This window comes from Kiritimatiellia bacterium, from assembly GCA_018001225.1.
Classification (GTDB): Bacteria; Verrucomicrobiota; Kiritimatiellia; order CAIQIC01; family JAGNIJ01; genus JAGNIJ01.
Genome location: JAGNIJ010000030.1, coordinates 19,419 through 44,529, shown reverse-complemented (window position 1 = coordinate 44,529; position 25,111 = coordinate 19,419). Strand labels below are relative to the sequence as shown.

The window sequence follows — 25,111 nt, the reverse complement described above, 5'->3', positions numbered from 1 at the left end:
GTCTCCCCGCCGCGAAATCTCATGAGGGAAAACGTTAACACAAACGCCTCCCGCCGCAAGCGTGAAGGCTTCAGCCGCGCCGGAAGCGGGCCGCGTACATCCCGTCGCAGGGGCCGTCCCATGGCCAGATCCAGAACCGGCCATCCGTGTCCGCGCCGGAGAGCGGATGGGCGCCCGGCTCAAGCCGGAATTCGGGATGCGCCCGCAGGAATTCATCCGTGCTATCCAGCGTTTCGCGGCGGGTCAGGGTGCAGACGGAATACACGAGGCGGCCTCCGGGCCTTACCCGCTGCGCGGCGCGCCCCAGGATGTCCGCTTGCACCGCCGCGCGCCGTTCGGGATCGCCGGCCGCCGTGCGCCAGCGCGCGTCGGGATTCCGGGACCATGTGCCGAGCCCGGAGCAGGGGGCGTCGACCAGCACCCCGTCAAAGGGAGGGCCGCCGGTTTCTGCCGCGGGCGACATGCGGATGATGGCGCAACCGGCCCGGCGGGCGCGCTGACGCAACCGCGCCAGCGCGTCGGCCCGGATGTCCGAGGCCACGATCCGGCCGCGGTTCCCCATGAGGTCGGCCAGGTGGAGCGCCTTGCCGCCCGAGCCGGCGCAGGCGTCCCACCAGTTCTCCCCGGCCTGCGGCGCGGCCAGCAGCCCGACGGCCTGCGAGGCGAGATCCTGCACTTCGAAGCGCGTCCGGAGGTCCGGGGCCAGTCGCTGCAGGGGCGAGGAACCCGGCAGGGCGAGGGCGCACGTCACCACGGCCTGCGGCGAAGCGGGGATCTTCTCCCGTTCGAGGGCCGCGCGCACGGCCGGGACGTGGCCCTGCCGGACGCGCACCCAGGCGGGCGGGCGCCGCTGGATGGCTTCGATGAAGCGGTCGGCGTGGCCCGCCAGGCTGGCCGGCACCCAGGAGGGCAGGAGGTCCGCCGGTCGGGGCGGCGCATCGAGATTCAACCGGCGGGCGACCAGGATGGCCTTCTCCTCCAGTGTCAGCCGGCCCGAGGGCGGCGGCGGTTCGCCGCCGGACAGGGCTGTGGCCGAGGGGTGGGGGCTGCCCGCGTCGAGGGCCCACGCCAGTGCGCAGGCCGTCTCCAGGGGGGATTCCGGCAGCCAGCCCTTCCAGCGGAAAAATGAAAACACGAGATCGCCCATGAACTTGCGATCGCGCGAGCCGCACTCCCGGTGGGCGCGAAAAAAAAACTGGAGCGTGGCGTCAGCCGGTTGGCCCCGCGCCACGGCTTCGGCCACCTGCGCCACCAGCGCCGTCGCGCGCGCGGCTTGCCGCGCCGCGATGTCCGGCCGCCGCCCTGAATGCAAATCCTGTCCCATGTCGCCTGATTATAGTACAAACATGGGCTTCCGGGGAGCCTTCTGATAGGGTCTGGAGCGGATGAAACGGATCGCCGAATTCAAGGGGCCCTTTCCGGATCAGGGAGCGCGCGATGGCGGACCCGGCGGACCTTAAGACGGTTGAGTTTTTCACGGGCTGCACGGAGCGGGAAATCCGCGACCTCGCGCCGCTGTGCCGCCGCGTTTCGTACCGGAAATTCCAGCCGATCTACGACGAGGGCGAGCCGTCCCGGAAAGTACACGCCGTCCTGAAGGGCGAGGTGGTTCTCCATAAGCTTGGCGACGGCGCCCGCGAGCCGGTGCGGCTGGCCGTGGTGCGGGCGGGGGAGTTGTTCGGCTTCGGCGAGGCGATGCTCGATACCTACTACACCAGTGCCGGCGCCGCGACGGCCTGCACCCTCCTCGAGATCGGCCGCGATGATTTCGTGCGCCGGTTCCTGGCCGTGCCCGCCTTCCGGGGACAGGTTGTGCTGGCCCTCTCGAAGATCGCGCGCTACCTCGTGGACAAGGCCGCGCGCGGCAGCGGGCTCAACGACCTGGCCCTTTACCTCCAGACCTTGAGCGGCCAGTGTGGAGAAGACAGGATGGGTAAAATATTCATCCGCAAAAAGTTGCGGCAGCCTGAAATCGCCTCGCTGCTGAACTTGAGCCGCGAGCATGTCACGCGCCTGTTCGCCCGGCTGAAGGCCGAGGGAGTCGTGGACTTCAACCGCGGCTTCCCGATCATTGACCGCGCCTGGCTGGACCGGGTGGTGCGGGACAAGGATCTCGCCGCCAGCATACAGTACCGCGACGCGCCGTTCTGACCGTTGGTGATGCGCGTCACTGACGCGTTTTTTGGCGGGGCGTAGGGTGGCGCGCATGAAACACATCCTGCCCGGCCTGCCTTGGCTGCTCCCTGTTTGGCTGCTGTTCGCGAACCGGGCCGCGGGGACCAGCCTGACGATCACCATCACCAACCTGCCGCCGTCCGGTTCCACGGCCGAGGGCCGGTCCGTGGCACTCGCGGGTACGCTCAACGGTTGGAACAACAACTCGACCTTGGCGACGGTGACGCAGGGCCGCCTGGTATACACGTTCCCGGACATCGGGCCGTTGTCGCCACTCGGCTCGGAATGGTCGGACAAGCCGGACGGGGCCAACGCGGCGTTCCAGTTCGTGGCGCCGGGCTCGTGGTCGGAGCGCGCCGTGAAGGCGGACTTCCATTCCAACGACGGCAACTTCCGCGTTGCGCTCGTCGGGGGCGCCGCGAACACCGTGGTGATCGACGCGGGGCCCGCGCCGACGCTGGTGGACCAGGCGAGCGCCGTACGCGTGAACGGGGCGGTGGAGCGCGAGGTTCCGGCCCTGGACCCGGCACGCTTCGCGTTCCCCGGCGGGCGGTGGAAGGCCCTGGTGATGAGCTACGACGACGGCCACGTGCAGGACCGCGGCTTGGTCGGCCTCTTCAACGCGCACGGGATCCGCGGCACGTTCCACCTCAACTCCGGCTCGCTCAATTCCGACACGTTCGTCTCGACCGCCGAAATCCCGTCGCTGTACGCCGGGCACGAGGTTTCCTCGCATGCCGTGCACCATCCGTACTTGGACGGCCTCGACGACGGCGGTGTGCAGTGGGAGGTCGGAACGGACCGCGCCGCGCTGGGGGCCGCCGCCGGGTACACGATCCGCAGCCTCTCGTACCCCTTCGGCGCGTTCAACAACCGCGTGATCTCCCTTTTGGCGAACTTGGGCGTGAAGAGCGCGCGGACGACGCTGGACTCGTACGCGCTCGAGTACTTCCCGCCGAACCCGCTCAAGTGGCACCCGACATGCCATCATTCGGCCGCGCAGGGACTGGCCGATGCGTTCGCAGCGCGCGCGGAGGAACGAATGGCCCTGCTGTTCATCTGGGGCCACAGTTACGAACTGGACTACAGCCAGTCGAACAACAGTTGGGCCTACATGGACGCGCTCTGCGCCGCGCTCGGCGACCGCGGCGACGTCTGGTACGCGACGATGAGCGAGGTGGAGGACTATCTCACCTCCGCGCGGGCTCTTGAATGGCCGGCGTCCCACCGCGTCCGCAATCCGTCGGGCTCCGTCACGGTCTGGACCCGGCTGGCCGGGCGGCTGTCCAAGGTCCGCCCCGGGGCGAACCTGACGTATCCGGCCGGCTCGGTCCGCATCGCGCCCGACGATGCGGCGGAGAACACGACGATCACGCTCCGCTACGTCCCGGGGACCAACGCCTTCCGGGAGGCGGCCGCGCTCCAGGTTCATATTGGCCGGGACGGCTGGCAGGAGGTCCGCGACCTGGCCATGACGCGGGAAGGCGACTCGGCCTGGACCTGTTCCGTCGCGGTCCCCGACGGCGCGCGCCGGCTGGACTTCGCGTTCACGGACGGGCAGGGGGTGTGGGACGATAACGGCGGCGGCGACTGGGCGCTGACGATCCGGTCCGCGTCGCCCGCGGCCCCGGCGCCCGTCCAGTGCGCGCCCGGCTCGCCCGCGATCGCAACGCGTTCCGCCACGGGCCAGAATAGCGCCGGGGAATCCTTCGATCTCGATCTCTCCGGCGGCGCGCTAGCGACCTCGCCGACCGCCGGCTTCGGGAGCTTCGGCAACGTGTACGTCAACACCGATGCGACGAACCTGTACCTCGGCGCGACGGGATGCGACCTGGCCGGCGACAACAACGGCATGATCCTTTTCCTGGCGGCCGGGTCGCTGGCTGGCGGCGTGGAGAACCTGTGGAACCTTCGCGGTGCGCCGGCCGGGTTGGACCGGCTCCACAACCTGGGGCTTGTGCCCGCGGCGAACGTGGCCATCGTGCTGGGCGACGAATACGGCGACGGCATCTTCCCGCATTTCAACCTTGGGAACGGCTGCGATTTCGGCCAGGGCGTGTTCTACCTGTCCTCCGGCGCGACGATGTTCCAGCCCGTGCCCGGCGCCCGCCTGTCGCAGTTCGATGGCGCTGGCGCGGTGCCGACCGGATCCTCCGATGACGACGCCAACCGGCAGACGGATCGCTGGGAGGTTGCGATCCCGTGGGCCAGCCTGAACGCGGCGCTGGGCGCCGCCTCGCTGGGTTCGCTGCACGTGTCGGGCGTCATTGCCAGCGACAGCGTCTCGGGGAACGACCGCTATCTCTCCGCCCACTTCCTCGGCGAAGCCGCGGAAGGCGAGTTGGATGTATACGGCAACTACGGCTTCCATTTCGTCACGCTGACCGGCCGCCGCGTCGGGCTGCCCGGCGCGGATTCCGACCTGGACGGCATGTCCGACCTGCACGAGACCCTGGCCGGTACGGACGCGGGCGATCCCGCCAGCGCGCTGGTCATGCGCCGGCCGATGCCGCGAGGCGGCGCGTGGGACCTGCAATTCGAGTCCGTGCCCGGCCGGCAGTACCGGATACAGTGCCGGACTGACCTCGCCCCCGGCGGAGCGTGGCTGGACCTGCCGGGCCCGCTGACGGCGACGGGCGGCGTGTGCGGCGCGACCGACGCGGCGGCCGGCCTGGCCCGCGTCTATTACCGCGTGCGCCTGGTCGGGCCGTGAGCCCATCGCGCGCGGGCCTTCATAATGTAATCCTTAAGTGATGCAGAGGGGCTGTAGGGGCGTCGCTGGCGACGCCCGCGGGCTACGTGACTGACGCATTACTCCATAATTGCTTTGCGCCGGGCGGTCGTTCGGTTAATAGGGACGGAGATGACGACTTCGATCCTTTTCTTCGGCCTGGGTATCGCGCTCCTTTGGGGCGGCACGGAGATGGTGCTGCGGCGCATTCCGAAGCTGGCGGCCTGGCTTCGGGTCTCGCCGCTGGTGGTGACCGTCCTGCTGGTCGCCGTGATGACGTCGCTCCCCGAGTTCTGCGTGTCGTTCTTCGCCGCCCTGCGGGGGCAGGCGGCCGCCGCGGTGGGCAACATCGTCGGCTCGAACTTCGTCACCCTGACGTTCGTCGCCGGCCTCTGCGCCTTGTGGCGCCCAATCGTCGTCGGCCCGGCCATCCGGGACCGGGAGTCGAGCTGGATGATCCTCTCGGCGGCCCTGATGCTTGTGCTGGCGATGGATGGGAAGATCAGCCGGTTGGACGGGCTGATCCTGCTGGCGGCCTACGTGCCGTTCTTCCACGGCATGCTCGAGGAGGCGCGGCGCGAGCGGAAACGTGGCGAGCCGGTGGCGGTTGCCCGCCCATGGCTCGACATCGCTTTTTTCCTGGCCGGGGTGGGGATGATCGTTCTCGGCTCCAACTGGGTCGTCGAGCACGGCAGCGCCATGGCGCGGCGGCTGGGCATGAACGACCTGCTTATCGGCGTGACGTTCTACGCGTTCGGCACCTCGCTGCCCGAACTGGCGATCGCGCTCGGGGCGGTGATTCACCGGCAGGCGGACGTGACCCTGGGCGAGATCTACGCCTCGAACATCTTCACCGGGCTCGTCGCGGCGGGGGCCTTGTGCCTGGCCCTGCCGCTGCCGGTCGAGCCGATCATCGTGCAGCGCGACCTGCCGCTGACGATCGTGGCCGGCGTGCTTCTCCAGATGTTCGTCACCACGGGCCGCCGGTTCGTGCGGTCCGAGGCCGCGGTGATGATCGCCATCTATGCGCTCTTCCTCGCCGCCCAGTTCATGGGCTTCAGCATCTCCCTGCCGTGAGGGCATGGCGCGCGGGCCAGGTAGATCCCGTTGGATGACCGTCCGCCCGTCAACGCGTTCGCGAAGGAAACCGTCCGCCCCTCGGCCTGGCCGAACGCCCGGCGCAGCCGCGCCAGGAAAGCCGCGTCGGGCTCGTCGTTGGACCACAGCGCGAACACGCCGCCGGGCCGCAGGAACCGGGTCAGCCGCCGCAGCCCGTCCTCCGTGTAGAAATCGGCGTGCGCATCGGCCAGCCGCCGCGCCGGGCTGTGATCGATGTCCAGCAGGACCGCGTCCCACCGGTGCCCCGGCCGCGCCGGGTCGAATCCCTCGCCGCGCGCGAGCGCGAAGAAATCCGCCTGTAGAAAAGCGCACCGCGGCTCGCCGGACAGCGCCCGGCCGTGGGGCACGAGCCCTTGCCGGTGCCAGGCGATGACCGGCGTCAGGGCCTCGACGACGGTCAGCCGCGCCACCTCCGGGAACGCCAGCGCCGCGGCCGCCGTGTAACCCAGGCCCAGCCCGCCGACCACGACCTCCCAATCGCGACCCGTCAGCCGGCCCAGCGCCAGGCGCGCCAGTTCCTCCTCGGCCTCGTGGAACAGGCTGGACATCAGGTACTCGCCGTTCAGCTTGACCTCGAAGGCCGTGGAGTCGCCCAGCGCCGCCACGCGTCGCCGCTGGAGAACCAGTTCGCCCATTCGGGTCGGGCGGCTGTCGAGCACTTCGAAAGGGGCCGTCATATTACGCCGGGACGATGAGGCGCGCCGCGTTTGCTGTGAACGGCGTACGCCCCCCGCGGCCTTGGGCCGCGGGGGAAGCGGTCCTGGATCGCGCGGAATCGCGTCAGGCGGCCGTCGTTTTCATGATCTGCGTCGGCGTCGGCGCCGGCCAGCCGGCCTCCTTGCCGACGCGGATGATCGCCTCGTTGGTGTCGAAGTAGACCTGCCAGTAGTGGTCGGTGTGGCAGTAGGGCCGCACCGCGATCACCGTGCCCAGCAGGTTGATGTCGAGCAGGCTGACCTCGGGCGCCGGATCCTTCGCCACGTTCGGGATCTGGCTCACCGCCGCCTTGAAGCGGGCGATGGCGTCCAGCGGGTCCACGCCGCCCGCCAGCTGCGCCGTGCGTTCGACGCGCCGCACCGGCCGGATCGAGAAGTTCTGGATCGTATCGCTGAACACCTTGCCGTTGCCGACCAGGGTGCTGACGTTGTCCGGCGTGACGAGGGTGGTGGTGAACAGGCCCAGTTCCTGCACGGTGCCGACGAGGCCGCCGATCTGCACGAAATCGCCCACCTTGAACGGGCGCAGCACGAGCATGAAGGCGCCGGCGGCAAAGTTGCCGAGCATCCCGCTCCAGGCCGCCCCGATGGCCACGCCCGCGCCGGCCAGCATGGCGGCGAACGACGTCGTCTGGATCCCGAAGTAACCGAGAATGCCCAGGGCCAGCGTGACGTTCAGCACGATGGCGATGATCGAGCCCAGGTATTTTGTCAGCGTCGGGTCAATCTTGCTCCGGTTCATCGCCGCCCTGCATAGCGCGACAATATGGCCGATCAGCCATCGGCCGATCACCCAGAAGGCGATGGCCGCCAGGATCTTCACCGCGAGCTGCGAGAGGGTGGTGCTGATAAACGTCTGAATCGCTTGCATGTCCATGACCGCGATCCTCCTTGTATGGCGCCTGCGCGCAAATGGTTATGCCGACCTGGAACGATCCCCTTCGCGCGCACCCTGCCCCAATGGCCCGTCCGTTGCAAGAACAAAGGGGCCTCTGTTCTCCCCCCATCCTCTCCTCGTTTTTTTCCTCTGCGTCAATCCGCGTGATCCGCGGGCCTTTCCCCCTCCGTGTCTCCGTGGTTCCGCTTCCTCCCGTCAGGCGCGCGGGTCCGCTGCGAAGGTGTCGAGCGCCCGGTTGAGCCAGGCGATGTAGTCGTGCATGGCTTCGAACACACCGACGGCATGCTCGACGAAGTCCTTCTTCCGGAGCCGGGCGTCCTTCAGGGGAAGCACGATCTCGAAGCTCGTGAGCCGGAGCAGATCCAGGTCGGGATGGTCCCGCGGGATGTCGCGCGGCGCGGTCTTGAGCCGGCGGCCCGGCAGCGTCGCCCCGAACAGCTCCACGAACTTCGGCCGCGAGACAATCCGGCGCAGGGTCCGCCCGTCGCACAGGATCGCCCGCCGGACGGCCCGCAGGGGCAGGGCCGGCGGCAGGTAGAGCCCGCCCGCCAGCATCGAGGTGCCGGGCTCGACGTGGAGGTAGTAGCCCGCCCGGTCCACCTTCCGCCCGCGGTCGGTGATGAACGCGCCGAAGTGCGTCTTGTACGGCGACTTGTCCCGCGAAAACCGGACGTCGCGGTTGATCCGGAACAGGCAATCCTCCGGGTCCTGCTCGACGATCGGCGGATCGAATCGCGCCAGGCCCGCGATCACGTGATCGATCGTTTCCACCACCGCCGCCCGGGCCGCGCGGTATTCCGCCTTGTGCTGGATGAACCACCCGCGGGTGTTGTTCGCCTTGAGCTGCTCCAGGAAATGAAACACCGCGGAATCGATCATGGAGAAATCATACCACCGCGAGCCCCGCTTTCCAGCCCGCGCGCCGGGGTGCCGCGGGAACGTGCTGTTCCTCGCGGCCGTTTATGGGGTTCAGCATTTCCCGGCCGTGATCCGGTTCCTCTTCCCGCGGGGGCTCAAGGCCGGTAGTGATACACCCGGAAGAAGCCCCGGTCGCCCGCGGCCGGCGCGGTCAGGCGTACCCCGTCGGCGTCGGCCTGACGGTCATCGATTTCGGTCCAGGGCCCGGAAGGCCACGGGGCGAATTCGGCGCGATACCACGAACCGCTGTGCGTGGGGAACTCCAGGACAACGGTCAGGCCGGTGCAGGCGATGGAGGGCCCCATCCAGTCCCGCCAGCAGGCCGCTTCGCGCGTGTTCCCGTAGCGGCCCAGGTTCACCTGGCCGCCGTTCGGCTCCGGCTCGTTCCGGTGCTCGGTCGCGGGATCCCCGGCGTCCAGGCACGGCGAGAGCCGGTGGAGATGGAAGTCGCGCCCCGCGGCGTCCGCGAAGTGAGGATCGTTGGTCAGGTGGCCCGGGCCGGGGTGGGGCGCGGGAAGGCCGGTTGCGGAGTACTGCACGTCGAGACGGCCCGCGGCCTCCTCGGCCAGGGCCCCCCCGTGCGCCCACAGGATGGCGGTATGCAGGCTGGCCGTGGCCGAGCCGCCGGCCGTGATGTCGCAGGCGTTGCCGTGCAGCGTGCAGTTCTGGAGGAGCAGGTGGCCGCGCCCCCGGGCGGCGATCGAGCCCGCGTTGCTGACGAACAGCCCGTTCTGCACCACGAGTTGGGCCGCGTCCGACAGGCCGCCCGAGTCGTGCACCAGCAGCTCCGCGCAGTCGTTGTCGAGGAAATCCGTCCCGCGCAGGTGCAGGTAGCGGTCGTCCGCCGCCAGGCGCAGGAGGGTCCCGCCGCGGTTGTTCGAAAACCGGCAGTCGAGCAGCCAGTTCCACGCCTCCATCGGCATCGAAGGACTGGACAGGCCCGGCCCCAGGTCCAGCACCGCGCCGTTGGACTCGTTGGCCGGGAACTCCACGCCGGCCAGGGAGAGCGCGATCGAGGGCCAGTCCGACGTGGTGCCCACCCGCAGCACGGCGGCGTTGTCCCGGTTTCGTCGCCAGGGAGCGTTGTTATCTTCCCCCGTCGCCGCGTGATCCGGCCCGCATGGCGATGCTTCTTTCCAAGCGCCGGCGTGCGGCTTATAAACAGGGAGAGGAGGCGGCCATGCTCGGCGCGATCGCGGGGGATATCATCGGCTCGGTGTACGAGTGGAACAACATCAAGTCCAAGGAGTTCCCCCTGTTCTCGCCGCAGTGCTTCTTCACCGACGACACCGTGCTGACCGTGGCGCTGGCGGACACGATTCTCACGGGGACCCCCTACGCGGAGAACCTCAAGAAATTCTTCCTGCTCTACCCGAAGCGCGGGTACGGCGGGGGATTCGCCGCATGGGCCTCCGGCCCGGATCCCCGTCCATACCACAGCTTCGGCAACGGGGCCGCGATGCGGATCAGCCCGGCCGGCTGGGCCTATGACAGCCTCGAGGAGGTCCTCGGCAAGGCCCGCGAGTTCACGGCGGTGACGCACAATCACCCCGAGGGCATCAAGGGCGGCCAAGCCGTTGCCGGCGCGATCTTTCTCGGGCGCGCGGGGAGAACGAAGGACGACATCCGCGCGTACGTGGAGGACACATTCGGCTACGACTTGAGTCGGCACACGGACGAAATCCGGCCCGGCTACGCCTTCAACGAGACGTGCCAGGAGACCGTCCCGCAGGCGATCCGGGCATTTCTGGACTCGACGGACTTCGAGGATGCGATCCGGATTGCCGTCTCGCTCGGCGGCGACACGGACACGCTCGCCTGCATCACCGGCGGCCTCGCCGAAGCGTTCTACGGTGGCGTCCCCCCGGCCATACGGAACAAGGTCTTTGCCATCCTCGATGCCCGCCTCGGCGACATCGCTCGTGCCTTCCACGCCCGCTGCGCGGCCAAGCCTTGAACCGGGTCAGGCAACCGCGGTCTACATGATCTGCGTCGGCGTTGGTGCCGGCCAGCGGGCCTCCTTGCCGACGCGGATGATCGCCTTGTTGGTGTCGAAGTGGACCTGCCGGGAGTGCTCGGCATGGAAGTAGGGCGGGGTTTGTCCCGGCCGCTTGAGCGGTGCCGGTGATCGGCGTAGCCCCGGCGCTGTCCGCGAGTCTTCCGGCGCAGCAGCCCTTGCCGAGTCGTCCGATCGCGCGTCGTAACGCCGCAACCTTCCGCCTGCAAATCGGCGGCAGAAAACCCGCCTTCGCACGAAGCTCCGGCGGGCTATTTCACTTCACAAGATTGGTAGCGGGGGTTGGATTTGAACCAACGACCTTCAGGTTATGAGCCTGACGCCGAACCTCTGAAATGCTGTATTTCCTATGTTTTCTTGATATAATATAGGCCTGTGTGTGTGAATGTGTGTGTAAATTGCTTGCTTGGGTATCCAGATTGATTCATGATGTCCCCGACTTTTCAACACGGAGGGCGACGCCATGAGCTTGATGTTGAGGAAGCAGAGAGGCGGGGGCCTGCGGCCTTACTGGTACGGCGAGTACACGGACCATTGCGGCAAGCGGAAGGTCGTGAATCTGAACGTGCGCTGGAAGGGAGTTCCTCCTGCGTCGCTGCGCCAGAAGGGCGATTCGGATTTCGAGGTGAGCCGGACGAAGGCGGAGATCGCCCTGGCTGTCCACACGGCGGAGGAGGGGCGTAAGGGTCGTGCTGAACACCTCACGGAACGGCTTATCGAGGCCAAGACGGGAAAGGCCGTTGAATATGTCAGGTTGAACGAGCTGTCCGTGCGTTGGCGGGGGCTCGGCCGGGAGACCCCGGCAAGTGAGGCGTATCTGAAGGGGTGTGACGCGGCGTTCAAAAGGTTCGCCGGCTTCATGCTCACTCGCGACGCGGAGATGGCCTACCTCTACCAGGTGACGCCGCAGGATGCCGGGGCCTACATGACGGCCATGCAGAAGGCATTCGCCCGGAAGACGGTCCGGGACCATGCCAAGCTCCTGAACAAGGCTTTCGAGCGGTTCCTCCCCGTCGGTGCGGCGAATCCCTTTGCCGGATTCGTCGGGCGCCGGGCGGCCGGCGAGAGCGAGATGGTCCACCGGAAGCCGTTCAGCGATTTGGAACTCAAGGCCCTGCTGGATGCAGCGCGCGGGGATGAGTTCATGTATCCGCTCATCGTGACGGCCGCTTGCACGGGGATGCGGCGCGGCGATGTGTGTGGACTTCGGTGGTCGGCGGTCGATCTCGATAACGGCATGCTGACGGTGAAGACCTCCAAGACGGGTGCGAGCGTGGAGATTCCCATCTTCAAGCCGCTTCTGGCCGTCCTGAAGGCCCGGCAACACAATGGCCGCGATTTGGTCTTCCCCGAGGCCGCGGAGCTCCTGGAGCGCAATCCCGACAGCCTGACGTGGCAGTTCAAGAAGATCGTGGCCCGGGCGTTTGCCGAGGGAGAGAAGCAGAAAGAGGTTGTCGAAGAGCCCGTGCCGGCTTCCGAGGTCCGGGCGCAGGGCGAGGCTGCGATCGTCGCGAATATCGGGGAAGGGCCGCGCCGGGACCGGATTCTGGATGTGTTCCGGCGGTACTGTGACGGGCAGTCGGTGCGCCAGATCGTGGCCGCCAGCGGGCATGCCAAATGCACGGTCTCCTACGATCTCCACGAAGTGCAGGATATGATCGGCAAGAAGTTCTTGCGGACACAGCAGAAGAGCATCAAGAAGGATATCCGGTCCATGACCCAGGTGAAGCGGCGCAAGGGTCAGCGGGCGGCGAGTATCCGGGACTGGCATGCGTTGCGGGCGACCTTCGTCACCCTCGCGCTATCCGCCGGGGTGCCCGTTGAACTGGTCCGCCGCGTGACCGGACACGCGACCGTCGAAGTGGTGTTGAAACACTACTTCCGGCCGGACCGGGAGCAGTTCAAGGCGGCGCTGGTCGGCGCGATGCCCAAGGTTCTGACCGGGAAAAAGGCGCGGGTGAAGCCTGCCGAAGAGTTGGCGGCGCTTGCCGCGAAACTGGCCGCCGGCAAGGCGTCGGACGCCGACAAGGAGCGCCTGCGGAAGCTGGCAGCGAAGGTGTGATGCCGGGAGCCTGGCCTGCGGGTGCCTCAATGCCCGGCGGGAAAGACAGCGAACCCGGAGGCGCGTGTGAAGACTATCGGTCGTGTCAGTCTGTACGAACGCGTGTGGACCGAGCCGAAGCGTGATGTGGCCCGGTCGTTTGGGGTCACGTATGGCCGCCTTTCCCGGTTATGCCGAGGGAACAACATCCCGAGCCCTGCACAAGGCTTCTGGAACCAGGGCCCGGAGGATCGGGCTGCGCTGAAGGAGCCGTTGCCGAACCCGGAGCAGGATTGGGAGATCGCCATCGAGCCATCCGCGGGACATGTGCCTGACGATCGGCCTGCGAAACAGCTCGGAATCACGATCCCGGACAAGATCACGCGGTGGCATCCGTTGATCCGGCAGACACGCCATGTGCTCAAGGACTGCTCCCAGGACGATTACGGGCGCTTCCGGCCGGGCGCCGGCTGCCTGGATATCATGGGTACCAAGAGGAGTCGGCAACGCGCGTATCGGGCGATGGACACGCTTCTCAAGGAGTGTGAATCACGCGGGTGGTCTGTCCGGGTGACCGACGGCGAGCGGCCAAGAACGATTGTGACCGTTGAGGGTGGTGAGGTCGCTATTGCGATCGAGGAACGGATCGAGCGGGAGGATCGCAAACTGACCAGAGAGGAACGGCAGGACCCTAAATGGCGTTTTGCTCCCTATTGTTTTCAACGGTATCCCCGGTATGTAAGGGGCCACTTCGTGTTGAAGACCGACTGGTCAAACGATAAGGGCCGGCGGGCATGGCGCGAAGGCAAGCGGTTCTCCCTGGAGTATGTGCTGAAGCAGTTCATCTCGGGCTTGGAGCAGGCCGGCATCTCCCGGCGCGAAGCAGATGAGCGGGCCGCCAGGGCGGCAGAGGAACGCCAGAAACTTGACGCGGAGCGCTGGGAGCGGGAGAAGGCGGAACTCCGGGAAGCAGAGTTGGTTGAACGCCTGCTCGCCAATGCGGAGTCCTGGGCTAAGAGCCGGACCTTGCGCGACTACATAAAGGCGAGGATGGAGAACTGGCGCGCAAAGGGTGTTGCCACCGGTAAGGGATCGGAGGCCGCCCGTTGGTTCGCTTGGGCATCGAAACAGGCCGACTGCTTGGATCCGCTCGTGCCGTCCGGGCCTCTACCCGGCGCGAGATCAAGGCCGAAAAGCTTCTACGAGATCATGGCGTCGTTCGGGGGTGGTCGTGCGCAGGATGAATGACCGATGCCGCGGCGCGTGCTACTCGGCGGCACCGTATGCGCGGCCTTACGAAGCCCCTTTTAGAAGGAGCTGCGCCACGTCCATGGCTTCGTTAATGCGCCGGGCTTGAATAAACCGCCCATCTTCTGTCTGTAGCTGGACACCACCTACACAGAAGTCCGCATACTGGGCTGGGCCCTTGGATTCCTGGCTTGTGAAATGGCCGGCCAGAACATTGATGGCGATGTCATAGGCGAGGTTGCGACCCCGTTCCGCGTGAATAAGACTCACGGCCTCTGTTGGACCACCACGGTCGTAGTCTCTGACAGCACGGACAAAATCGAAGATATCCTTGCTTTGATGCCGGTTGCCGTATGCTTGGAGCTTGAGACATACAAACGGCCCGACTTCGCACACCTTAACCTTTTCGGTGACAACCGCATTGTACAGATCGCGACCAGTGATCTCGACTTCCCGGTATGCCTCAAGAGCCCGTTGAAGACCATAGACAGCGCTGACTGGCACATCGTCTACCATGGCGGAGTCCGGCGCATCCCTGTGGGGTCGGTCTGTGAGAAGATCAAGGTAGAGCTTCGTCCTGCCGAACGTCTTCTGAAAGCGCTTGTCCTCCCACTTGAAGCCAGCGTCGCTTAGTCGCTTCGTGGTGGTATCGTACATGCCGCTGCTTAAACTCAAGGCTACGCCGACATCGACGTCCATGGTTACCGGTTGAAGCTCGTCGGGGTTGGCCCGGCAGATGTAGCGTGGCACGAGGCCGCCGACTAAAACGAGGTCATCGCGGAACTCCTCCAGCACGGCCCATGCGCTGAGAAGGGCGGACTCGGCGCGTTCCGTGTCTTCAGGCTTGTACTGGCTGTAGTGTTCGTATTTCACGAGGTGCAGAACCCTTCCCATTCACGGAGGGCCTTGGCTTGATCGGGTCCCCGCAGCCCAACCTGTAACAAGTCGAGGTATATCTGGACGTCACAGACGATGGGAAACCCGTCAATTCTGCGAATCGTCTGGAAGACCCCGGGATCTTTTGGAACGAGTACCCAGAGTTTACCACCGTCGGCCACCTCACGAAGATGCAGGAATTCCTTCTCTTCAGCATTGAGAAATTCACGTCGATAAACGGATAGCAGGGGTGGTTGGGTGTATGGGAACCGTAAATCCGCGGCGAACCATTGGGTAAACGCGATATCTCCTACGGTCTTTTCCACAAGCCCTCGGGCCAAGCCTGGGAAATCATTGGATATCGTTGAGTATTGGTGTCGAGTAACACGTTTGGGCCAAACGTCAGCTCTTACCCATGCGTCAAGAAGCAGATCAAGACGGGCGAGTTCCCAGTCGCCGCGTCGGCCCGTGACCCATCCCTGGCCTGCGGCATGGTTCAGCAGGCGAGATAAGAGACCCTGGCTGAGGCCGGTGAGTTCGGCCAGATCGCGTTGGCGCCATGTCCTATTCGGGTAGCTTAGCAGGGCGCGCGGTAGACGAGTACTTTTTGTCGAGAAGAATTGAATCTCCGGTTCGGCCAGGCGGTATCGGATTTGAGATGCAGGAATAGTCCGATCAATCAAGAGACCCGGTGCTTTGATCCAGATTCTACCGTTGAGATCCAGGCAGCTGATTCCGCGTTGCCGACATTGCTCAACTAGCGACTCGGACAACTTAACGGCGACGAGTAAGGGGAGTTGCTTACCGCTGGTCAAAGCCAGAACTTGGCCCAGAGCTTGGCTTGTGGGGTTGAGCTTGCACTCCGCAGCGAATGTGGCCGAATGGCCTTCGTATTCCACATGCACAGTCAGGTCGGTACCATGGGCGGTCAACGCAGCTTGATGGATTGCGATGCGAAACGGGCTCTTGTCGAATACATTGCGAAGAGCTTCAAGCAGTTCCGTCTCTGAATGTATGACTTGGTCATTCACTGGAGAGCCCTTTATTACTGGTGAGTAATAAACGCCTTATCGGTAATAATGTCAATATCTTCTTTAGCTTCGTGAGATTTTGTCGGAGCCGCTGCCCATCTAGGCGCTTTTTGTAGTCTCCGAGTAGCATCGACCCTTGCGCGGATGCATAACGCGGGACCAGCCGTGCATATTGATCATACGGAGCGGATGAAGCCGGCCGAAGAACTCGCCATGCTTTCCGCCAGGCTGGCGGCCGGAACCGCCACGGATGAGGACAAAACTCGCCTCCGGGAGCTGGCCGCATAGGTGTAAGCTGATGACGCCGCGCTCGTGTACCCGAAAACTTATCCAGATACACCCGCATCCTTGTTTCAATTTACTGTTGCAAATGGAAATAAGGCGTTCTATTGTTTCCATCCATGAAAACAGGGAAGAGTGCTGTTTCCGGTTCGTCCGGCCGTTGGGTGAAGCTTGCCGGAGATGCCAGGGCGTTCGTGCCCGATCCCTTGCCTCCGGCCATAACATGGTCGCATGAACTGGTTAGCGCCTTGTCCGATGCCGATCGGCTTCTTGGCCGCCTGGCCGGGGAAGGCCGGCGACTGCCGAATCCGCATATCCTTATCCGCCCGTTCATCCGCCGTGAAGCGGTGTTGTCCAGTCGGATCGAGGGCACCCAGGCGACACTGGGCGAATTGTTGGCCGTCGAGGCCGGCGCGGTCGTGGATCGCAGCCCCGATGATCTGCGCGAAGTGGCCAACTACGTTGTCGCCTTGGAACACGGCATGAAGCGCCTGAAACATCTCCCGCTTTCGTTGCGCCTTGTTTGCGAGCTGCATAGCCATTTGATGCGAGGAGTTCGCGGCGGCCATGCCACGCCCGGCGAGTTCCGCCGCACACAGAACTGGATCGGTCGGCCGGGAAGCACGATCTCTACAGCCTCGTACATACCGACGCCTCCCGACGAGTTGATGAACTGTCTCGGAGCATGGGAGACGTTCCTGCACGACAGGAAGCTTCCGCCTCTTGTCCAGATTGCCCTCGCACACTACCAGTTTGAGGCTATCCATCCTTTCCTCGACGGAAACGGCCGCGTCGGCCGTCTGTTGATCACGCTCTTCCTGATTGAACGCGGCATCCTGCCCGTGCCGCTTCTTTATCTTAGCGCCTTCTTCGAAGCCAACCGCCGCGACTATTACGATGGGTTGTTGAGCGTCACGCGGCATGGCGCGTGGGAAGGCTGGCTCATATACTTCCTGAACGGCGTCGCCCGGCAATCGGAGGATGCGCTTTCGCGGTCCGAGCGTATCAACCAGCTTCTCGCCGCCTGGCGCGAGCAGCTCTCGGGCGTCGCCTCTCCGGCTCCGGTCAGGGTGCTGGATTGCATTGCCGGCAATCCCTTTGTGACCATCCGCGGTCTGGAAAAAGCCCTTAAGACCTCTTACAACACGGCCGCGCGCGCCGTTGATTTGCTTGTAAAGAAGGGCGTGTTGAGTCCGGTTAAAGCAGAGGCTCGCCGCGATCGGGTTTTCTGCGCCCGGTCGCTTCTCAATATCCTGGAGTAGCCTTCATGGCCCGCCGGCGGGCGGGTCCCGCCCGCGCCGCTTTCTTATCCGCGAAAATCCGCGGAATCAGCGGTTTCCCCGCATCCGGAGAGTGGCGTTTCTCCGCTCAATCTGCTACAAACACGCTTCATGAGCGCGATCATTGGTCCTGCCAATTCGCAAAGAGCAGGGTGGGCTTCTGTTCTTGGAGAACTTGTTGCAGCACCGCAGGCCGCTGTGGTGTCAGCGCTGCGGATGTTTGTTGGAGAGGGATCGGCTGAGCAGGTGGAGGCATGGGATCGTTCCGTGGAGATCCTGCAAGCCGATGGACGCAAACTGATTTCGTTGGACGCTTCCACGGTTGGGCATGGGTCAATCCTGGAGTACTTGCTTCCGCGCGAAGGTGGACGACGACCTGATGTGATTCTGCTGCAAGATGCCGCTGTTCTGGTCATCGAGTTCAAGAACACAGACAGGGTGCATGTCGGTGACATCGATCAGGTTGCCGCGTATGCGCGTGATCTCCACGAGTACCATTCCGCGTGTCGCGATTTGCCGGTTATTCCGATTTTGCTGTATCTGGGCAAGGGACCTCGCCTACAGACCGCTGGGGTCACTATCACCACGCCCGAGGATTTCCTTGCCCTTGTAAGTGGGTTGGCACGGAAGTTCTCCCATAGGCCCCCGAAGGTGGTGCTGACTGCATGGCTTCAAGGTCGTTACGAACCGCTGCCGGGCATTGTGGACGCGGCTCGCCTTCTTTATAAACAGCTTCCACTTCCTTTCATTCGGCGTGCCCGTAGCATGGGTATACCCGACACGGTAAACTACGTGCTCGATGTCTTCGACCAAGCCCGTAAAGATGGTCGCAACCACCTGGTGCTGCTGACGGGAGTTCCCGGCGCAGGGAAAACCCTTGTCGGACTGCAGGTAGTGCACAATGACCGGCTTCCGGCCAGTCTCGGCCCTGATCAGGAACACTGCAACCCAGCCGCCTTTCTTTCAGGAAACGCTCCATTGGTCGCCGTGCTCCAAGACGCACTGCACAGCAGGGCGTTTGTTCAAGACATGCACCGATTTATCCGGGAGTACGCGATTCAGCGACTGGATGTCTGCCCGAGTGAGCGCCTCCTGATCTTTGACGAAGCACAGCGGGCGTGGACCGCCGACAAAGTGGAGGACTTTTATCGAAAGCGCAATTTGGCCGTCCGCCATTCGGAGCCGGAAATGTTGGTTTCCGTAGCGGACAGAATACCGAGCGGGTGTGTCATTCTGGGCCTCATTGGTTCGGGACAGGAGATCCATACCGGAGAAGAATGCGGCATCGAAGGGTGGCTCGCGGCGATTGATGGAAGCCGGCGCCGGGAAAACTGGACCCTCCATTCGCCCCCCGGGCTGATCGAGCCGGGGCCGTGCGAGGGCGTTCCGCGTCGCGAAGAGCCGCGGTTAAGCCTTGATACGACGATACGGAGCCATGCCGCAGAAGATCTCCATAAATGGGTCAATGGGTTGCTGGATACGCCCGGACAGCCTGAAGGTGTGCTGGCGTCGCTCGGGGAGAGCCTGCTGGAGAAAGCGTTCCCAATCCTGCTGACGCGCGACTTGGAATGGGCAAGGGGGTATGCGCGCGCGAGATTTGCGGGAGAGCCGCTACGCCGTTTCGGCCTGCTGGCGAGTTCAAAGGCGAAGAATCTCTCTGCGTTCGGGCTCGATATTCGATTCGACCGATTCTTCCCAACGGCCAAGTGGTTCAACGCAGATCCAGCCGACCCTAGATCCTGCTGCCAACTCGTGAAGCCCGCTCAGGAATTCCACTGTCAGGGTCTGGAACTGGACCTTCCCATTGTGTGCTGGGGGGATGACTTCTGGTGGAAGGAATCGGCTGACAGTCAAGAAATGGGTTGGCGTATGAGGACGCCAAGGCCCAATCGACTCGTCAAAGATCCATACCGGTTCCGAAAGAATACTTACCGGGTTTTGTTGACCCGTGGGCGAGAAGGGCTTGTAATATTTGTTCCGCCGGGGAGCGCCATTATGGACGCGACGGCGGCAAGGCTGGAACGATGCGGCGCCCAAACAGTTGAAATCAGGAGTCCCATCGCTTGGCGCGTAGCATAATACGCGCGGCAAGGCATGTGTGGCGAGCCCACAGCTATTGCTCTACCAACGTCCGCGATCGGGATGATCTTCACGCGACTGAGGCCTCCCTTGCCCTGGCCGCCAGGATCCCCGTTGAGCTGGTCCGCCGCGTCACTAGCCACGTTGCCGCGGACGTCGTCCTGAAACACTACTTCCAGCAAGAAAGTGAGAATTTCCGGAAGACCGCACAAGCCACCATGCCGATGATGCTGATAGCTGACTCCAAGGCGGCGTATGCCGCTAACGTGACACCGGAAGAATGCCTCCGCATGGCTGGACCTCATGGCCATGACTGCCCGCGACTGGAAACGGAAGCGAGATTGCGCGGCCGCCTTCGTCCGACAGGCGTAGGGTTGATAAGGGGGGGGGCATATCCTGTATGAGCAGGTCGTCTAGGATCGAGAATAGCATGCACCAAGAGGTGCTCTATCTACCATGTGCGAATGAGGCCATTTTACACCACACGTTCAATGCTACAAGCTTGAGAATTTACAAGGCCTGTGCTAGCATGCGTTCCCTCGGAGATTGGTACTGGCATGGGTAGCGGGCATTGCCATGGTAAGCTCAACGAGAATGCTGCGCAGAAGGGCGTCCTTCCTAGAATGTGCATGGGGTAGTATCACGGCCGAGCATGCAATAGGCGACGTTCTGCAGATGATAAAGGGAGGCACCTACAACGCTCTGATCTCCGAGCTGAGGGTGTACTTGGCGGTAGGCGCAAAGGACAAGTACGATATAGGGAAGAAGCGGCTGCCGAGCGTGACATTCTGCGGTACGTTCTTGGAGAAGCGGCGCACGGACTGCATCAAGCAGTACAACGAACTGGTTGTCTTCGACGTCGACCATCTTGAAGGTGCCGCCCTTCTTGATGCAAAGCGTAAGCTCCAGTGCGAGCCTTCCGTCTTGGCTCTCTGGACATCCCCATCCTCCGCTGGACTCAAAGGCTTGGTGCCTTTGCGCTATGACCTCTCGGACAACAGCATCGCTATCCCGCTGCGCCACAAGGCCGCCTTCAGAAAGCTCTCGGCTCGCTTCCGAGAGGACTACAACGTCCTGCTGGATCCAAGCGGAAGCGATGTCACACGACTGTGCTTCCTCTCAAGCGATCCTGAGTTGATCCAGAAGAGCGATGTGGAGCCGATGCCAATCGTGGACGTTGACGTGCTACAAGCTCCACTGCCTGAGCGCGCGATGCAGAGGACCAGCCAACCAGCCGCGCACCATGCCCCTGCCGTGGAGCGATCCCGGCTCAACTGCTCCGATGGGAAGAACTCCGCATCCAACCGCAATCTCATGAGATCGATCACGAAGTACCTGGCCAAACGCAATCTCTCCATAACCACGACGTTCGATATGTGGGTCAGCGTCGCCTTCGCTATTGCTGATTCCTTCACCTACGACATAGGTGAAGCCTACTTTCTCAGGCTATGCCGCCTCGACGGTTCACGGCATGACGAGGAAGGAAGCAAGAGGCTTCTGCTGTCGTGCTACATGGACTCGCGGGGGGAAGTCAGCATGGGGACGATTGTGTACCTTGCCCAGAAACAAGGATACAAGATGAGAAATGGGGTGGAAGGCAGTACCGAAGAGGGAATGCGCCAAGCTGACCCTACATATTAGCTGCCGTGGTTCTTGGCCAGCAAGAGCTAGGATGGTTCCGTAACTGGAACGTATGGCATATCAACTACAGGTGCTGCCTTTCACCCCTGTAAACGCAAGGACGGCAGATGAAGTTTGCGGAGAACTACCTCACCGAAGACAGGGTATTGTCATACCTTTGCAGGTTCCGGGCAAAGCTTGCCAAGACGCGCAACAGAGCACACCTAGTATACCAAGCCACCGGGAATCCGAAGTTCAAGCCCGACACGCATCCGCTACGTCCGGACGAGGAACTGCTCTGCAGTCTGTTACCCAACAGAAGGCAATGGAAGAAGCTCGGACAGAACCCGCGTCGTAGCGAGAATGGGCAACCTCTGAACTCGACCGACAAGAACGTTTGTTCCCTCCTCATGACCGTCGCCTTCTGCAAGAAGCAGCGCCCTGAAGAGCCGTTTCTTAGGAGGCTGGACGACTTCACGCGGGAGGTCCTTGCCCTAATTCGCGACGGTTACAGACCCATCGCAACACCGGAGATATTCCCGAAGCTCAAGGACGACAAGAAGAGTTCCGGCAACTCATGCCGCCCCATCTCCGCCTACCCACTGGCGGACAAGATCGCCATCTGCCTGGCCAATCAGTATCTCACTGACTTCTTCGATCCATGTTTCAGAGATTGTTCATTCGCCTTCAGAGCTCGCCGAGAGATCGACGGCAAGCCCTTCAAGCCCACACACCACGATGCGTTCCAGAAGATCGTCGACTACAGGAGGCGACAAGGGAAGAAGCGTCTGTGGGTTGCCGAGTGCGACATTCAGAAGTTCTTCGACACGGTTAATCACTCCGTGATCAAGAAGGCGTTCAAGCGCATGGCGGTGCGTGCAGACAGGCATAATGGTGTCATGCACAGCCGCGAGATGGAGAGGGTCTTCTTCGCCTATTTGGCTTCGTACCGGTTCAACAAACATGTAGCACCGCTCGTCAAGAAGGGGCAGGCCTACTTCGACCAGTTCGATATCCCGGATGGCAATTTCGGCAATGTGCAGGAGACACTGAAGAACGCAGGGATATACCGATCGTTCAACAATGCACGATTCGGAATCGCTCAAGGAGGCGCCCTCTCCGGGTTCATCGCCAACCTTGTCTTGCATGAAGCGGACGACGCCATGCTGCGAGATGACGACCTAGATCTGCTGTACGTCCGATACTGCGACGACATGATCATCATGCACCCGAATAGGCAGAAGTGCCGCTCGTACATGAGGCGATACGAGCGAGCACTACGGCGGCTCAAACTGCTGCCCCACGACTCCACCTCGACGCCGGCATATGGAAAGGCATTCTGGGATCAGAAGTCCAAGCCCCCTTACAGCTGGTCGGCATCTGCGGGCATCCCTTGGATTGGCTTCGTCGGCTACGAGATCAACGTGGGAGGAGACATTCGAGTAAGGAAGCGATCCCTCGTACGCGAGATGAGGAAGCAATACGCAACGGTGCGCGAGGTTCTCGGAGCGCTGCGCCCCAGATTGCCGCGAGCAACCAACAAGACGATCGAGGAGTCCATCACAAACCGGTTGATACAGATGTCCGTGGGAAAGGTGCGCTTGCACAACTACGACAAGGTCCAGAACGAGTTGTGCTGGGTGAGCGGTTTCCGTTTGCTGAACGACAACAAGTACTCGCGGATCCAGTTGAAGAGACTTGATCGCTGTCGGAACAGGCTAATACGCAAGATAGGCCATCAACTCAGGCGAACACCGGCACGCGAGCCGCCTCCAAAGGGGGGATCCGGAAGAAACAGGCAACTCGTGTACTACGGCCGCCCGTTCAGCTACTACCACCAAGCCCTGAAGAAGCGCTCGATAGTTGCGGCAAGCCCTCTTGCTTTGTTGGACAAGCCGCGCGGCCGTATGACCTCGTAGTCACGGCTCATGCTGGCGGAGGGGTACTCTTGTTCTTGCACCTCCGCAGCCCCAGCGTCAGGCCGTGTGCGGCCAGGAACTCCGAGAGCTCCTGTCTTGTCGGTCCAAACCCCATCGCTTCACTGAATCCGAGTCGCCGAAGTTTGTCCGAGTATGATGCCCACTTCTTGCGCTGCGGATGGTCAACACGTACGAATCGCTCTTTGAAATACAGAACCTGTGCACGCTCCGAGGATCGGTGATCGAAAACGTCAATGCGTTGCGTTCGCAAGTTAATCTTCGTGCGCCACTGCAGCTCGGGGAGCATCTTCCCCTCGAAATCGTCGTATTCCAACAGCGTGACCTTGCTCGAACGTTTGTGGAGTTTCACAACATCAACTGTGCTTGTCTCGCCGCAGAGTATCTCTGCGCAGCCATAGTAGACCCTCAGTACCGGGTCGAGTACCCCCAGAGAGCCCCGGTGCAGATAGAGAGCCTGATCGTCCTGCCACCCTACGCATGCCTCGCCGCATTGCTCCTCAATGATATCCGGATCGGCGATCATGCGGAGAAGCTGTTCCCCTTGGCCGAGAGCATAGGCGTAGTTCCCAAAAAACGTCTTGATGTCGTTCTGTTGAGGCAGAGAGAAGTGACAAAAGGGAGCGCGCTTCCGCAAGTTCGCCAACGCCAGGAACACGAGCCAATCGTCTTTCCGGGCTGTGTAAGCCGCCTGCAGCGTTCTCTCTCCATACAACTCGATAAACAGTTGCCGCGCCTTCTCGGCTGAGCCGATCCTATGAGTGACATCAACAAGTCTCGGATACTCCTTCTTCCTGGGTACTCTGCCGAGATCAAGCATTCTGGCCCAGAACGCGTCGAGAAGCTCGCGGTTCTCTATGTACTTGAGCTTCGCGTTGCCGCCGAATCGTCTCGGGTATAGTCTCCGTGACAGCGCCTCCCAGTTGATCGGTCGGCGCGTACGGCGTGCCAGGAACTCTTGGCGCTCTGATGGCGAGCGAAAGACATAGAAGATACCCATCCCGACCGCTACCGCTTCCGTCTCAAGGGCATCTTCGATGTATTGCCGCAACTCGTCCTGAGAGAAACGCTTCTGGAATGTCTCTCGACTTGTGAGGACCCCATCACTGTAGGTTGTACCGCCAACCTCATTCCTCGCCTCGGAGGTAAGAGCCGAAACCGCAAGGATTCGGCGAGCAAGCGCGAATGCATCCTGCAGCGTTCGCAACCGCTCAATCTGATCCTCTATGACATTGAGCACGAAGCCGAGATTCACGCAGTCTGCCTCCGTGCGTGGCATATCGCTCCTGTAGGCGGGATCCCATCCAGTGCCCTTTACCCCCATGTGCGCTAGGATACGCAGGTCGTCCCCCTGCCCGCACCCATAGTCAAAAAAGGACGCTCCGGGCTTCAGCAGCCCATGCTCTACAAGCAACTGCACAGGCTTAGAGAGCGACTGCCGGCTGATAGCGGTTCTGTGACGCTTGATCGCTGGAAGACACATCGGCTCCTCGCTCTTAATGCCGGAGTGACAGCAGACGAGCCTGTGACCTCGATACCCAAGGCCCTTCTCCTTCAACACCTGCGCCCAAGCGCCCTGCATGCCGATCAACGCTGACATCTCAAACAGGCCGCATGCCACTTCAGACCTAGTTAGCGTCTCGAACTCTGCATGCCGCGGATGGTCCTTCGAGAGCATCTCCTCCTTGCGGTGAAGGATGGGGCGGTTCGTAGAGGACTCATATGAGAATCGCCGAACGCGGCCCGTTGCCAGGTCCACGCTGATAGAATACGCCAACGCGGGGTGTGGGCACTCGAAAAAATCGGGGTAACTCAGAAAGGAGAGTCTGAATTCGCCACGAGACAACTTCACTACGTTGTACTCGTCGCCGATACGCATTTTCTGGCGACATGCCAATACGATCCTGTGCAACTCAAGGGGAAGCAAACCCTCTGCAGAAACGTGCACATAAACTGCTGACTCCGTGCGCTTCCCGCCGGCAAGTGCTCTGACCTGTTCGCTGAAATGCAGCGCATCCAAGACGCCAGATTCAACCCGCTCCGCCATGATCATTCATCCTGTAACAACGTATCGGCCTTAGTGTCAACTTGTAACCAAAGCCCCGAGCAGCTCCCGCCCTTCGCACCCCTACGCCGCTTGTGT

Annotated in this window: 18 protein-coding genes; 10 read left to right on the top strand and 8 right to left on the bottom strand. The window is 62.9% G+C overall.

Going from position 1 to position 25,111, the window contains the following annotated elements:
* Positions 1-70: 70 nt before the first annotated feature.
* Positions 71-1,324, bottom strand: a complete 1,254-nt coding sequence (locus KA248_10775) for an RsmB/NOP family class I SAM-dependent RNA methyltransferase (protein MBP7830390.1) — start codon at positions 1,322-1,324, stop codon at positions 71-73.
* Positions 1,325-1,437: 113 nt separating this feature from the next.
* On the opposite strand from KA248_10775, the gene KA248_10770 reads away from it, so the two are divergent.
* The 3 genes from KA248_10770 to KA248_10760 all read left to right on the top strand — a co-directional run bounded on the left by KA248_10770 (position 1,438) and on the right by KA248_10760 (position 5,983).
* Entirely contained in the window at positions 1,438-2,151 is a 714-nt protein-coding gene (locus tag KA248_10770) for a Crp/Fnr family transcriptional regulator (protein ID MBP7830389.1), read from the top strand.
* A gap of 55 nt (positions 2,152-2,206) precedes the next feature.
* Positions 2,207-4,888 (top strand): polysaccharide deacetylase family protein, encoded by a 2,682-nt coding sequence (locus tag KA248_10765; GenBank protein MBP7830388.1) that lies wholly within the window; start codon positions 2,207-2,209, stop codon positions 4,886-4,888.
* A gap of 150 nt (positions 4,889-5,038) precedes the next feature.
* Entirely contained in the window at positions 5,039-5,983 is a 945-nt protein-coding gene (locus KA248_10760) for a sodium:calcium antiporter (protein ID MBP7830387.1), read from the top strand.
* On the opposite strand, the gene KA248_10755 is transcribed toward KA248_10760, so the two are convergent.
* The 4 genes from KA248_10755 to KA248_10740 all read right to left on the bottom strand — a co-directional run bounded on the left by KA248_10755 (position 5,929) and on the right by KA248_10740 (position 9,606).
* The gene (locus KA248_10755) at positions 5,929-6,702 is read right to left on the bottom strand and encodes a spermidine synthase (GenBank protein MBP7830386.1); all 774 of its coding nucleotides are present in this window, start codon (positions 6,700-6,702) and stop codon (positions 5,929-5,931) included. The genes KA248_10760 and KA248_10755 overlap by 55 nt on opposite strands.
* Positions 6,703-6,805: 103 nt before the next feature.
* A complete protein-coding gene (locus KA248_10750; protein MBP7830385.1) occupies positions 6,806-7,618 on the bottom strand; it encodes a mechanosensitive ion channel family protein in 813 nt (270 codons plus the stop codon).
* A gap of 216 nt (positions 7,619-7,834) precedes the next feature.
* Entirely contained in the window at positions 7,835-8,518 is a 684-nt protein-coding gene (locus tag KA248_10745) for a DUF2461 domain-containing protein (GenBank protein ID MBP7830384.1), read from the bottom strand.
* A 134-nt stretch (positions 8,519-8,652) separates the two neighbouring features.
* Positions 8,653-9,606 (bottom strand): hypothetical protein, encoded by a 954-nt coding sequence (locus KA248_10740; protein ID MBP7830383.1) that lies wholly within the window; start codon positions 9,604-9,606, stop codon positions 8,653-8,655.
* Positions 9,607-9,737: 131 nt separating this feature from the next.
* On the opposite strand from KA248_10740, the gene KA248_10735 reads away from it, so the two are divergent.
* From KA248_10735 to KA248_10725, 3 genes are all read left to right on the top strand, one after another.
* Complete coding sequence (locus KA248_10735) at positions 9,738-10,514, top strand: ADP-ribosylglycohydrolase family protein (protein ID MBP7830382.1); 777 nt, start codon at positions 9,738-9,740, stop codon at positions 10,512-10,514.
* Between the two features lie 523 nt (positions 10,515-11,037).
* The gene (locus KA248_10730) at positions 11,038-12,636 is read left to right on the top strand and encodes a tyrosine-type recombinase/integrase (protein ID MBP7830381.1); all 1,599 of its coding nucleotides are present in this window, start codon (positions 11,038-11,040) and stop codon (positions 12,634-12,636) included.
* A gap of 66 nt (positions 12,637-12,702) precedes the next feature.
* Positions 12,703-13,863 carry a hypothetical protein gene (locus tag KA248_10725; protein ID MBP7830380.1) on the top strand — a complete coding sequence of 387 codons (1,161 nt, stop codon included), beginning with the start codon at positions 12,703-12,705 and terminating at the stop codon, positions 13,861-13,863.
* A 45-nt stretch (positions 13,864-13,908) separates the two neighbouring features.
* Here the strand turns inward: KA248_10725 and KA248_10720 are convergent, their stop codons facing one another.
* Together KA248_10720 and KA248_10715 are read right to left on the bottom strand one after the other, a co-directional pair.
* Positions 13,909-14,736 carry a hypothetical protein gene (locus KA248_10720; GenBank protein MBP7830379.1) on the bottom strand — a complete coding sequence of 276 codons (828 nt, stop codon included), beginning with the start codon at positions 14,734-14,736 and terminating at the stop codon, positions 13,909-13,911.
* On the bottom strand, positions 14,733-15,770 hold the full coding sequence (locus tag KA248_10715; protein MBP7830378.1) for a hypothetical protein: 1,038 nt from the start codon (positions 15,768-15,770) through the stop codon (positions 14,733-14,735). The genes KA248_10720 and KA248_10715 overlap by 4 nt, the downstream gene beginning before the upstream one ends.
* Before the next feature lie 401 nt (positions 15,771-16,171).
* On the opposite strand from KA248_10715, the gene KA248_10710 reads away from it, so the two are divergent.
* The 4 genes from KA248_10710 (at position 16,172) to KA248_10695 (ending at position 22,950) form a co-directional block, all read left to right on the top strand.
* The gene (locus tag KA248_10710) at positions 16,172-17,314 is read left to right on the top strand and encodes a Fic family protein (protein ID MBP7830377.1); all 1,143 of its coding nucleotides are present in this window, start codon (positions 16,172-16,174) and stop codon (positions 17,312-17,314) included.
* Between the two features lie 129 nt (positions 17,315-17,443).
* Positions 17,444-19,411 carry a DUF2075 domain-containing protein gene (locus KA248_10705; protein ID MBP7830376.1) on the top strand — a complete coding sequence of 656 codons (1,968 nt, stop codon included), beginning with the start codon at positions 17,444-17,446 and terminating at the stop codon, positions 19,409-19,411.
* Between the two features lie 594 nt (positions 19,412-20,005).
* Positions 20,006-21,052, top strand: coding sequence for a hypothetical protein (locus tag KA248_10700; protein MBP7830375.1), 1,047 nt, complete (start codon positions 20,006-20,008; stop codon positions 21,050-21,052).
* 107 nt (positions 21,053-21,159) lie between these two features.
* Complete coding sequence (locus tag KA248_10695) at positions 21,160-22,950, top strand: hypothetical protein (GenBank protein MBP7830374.1); 1,791 nt, start codon at positions 21,160-21,162, stop codon at positions 22,948-22,950.
* Between the two features lie 7 nt (positions 22,951-22,957).
* On the opposite strand, the gene KA248_10690 is transcribed toward KA248_10695, so the two are convergent.
* The gene (locus KA248_10690; GenBank protein ID MBP7830373.1) at positions 22,958-25,015 is read right to left on the bottom strand and encodes a DNA phosphorothioation-associated putative methyltransferase; all 2,058 of its coding nucleotides are present in this window, start codon (positions 25,013-25,015) and stop codon (positions 22,958-22,960) included.
* Between the last annotated feature and the right edge of the window lie 96 nt (positions 25,016-25,111).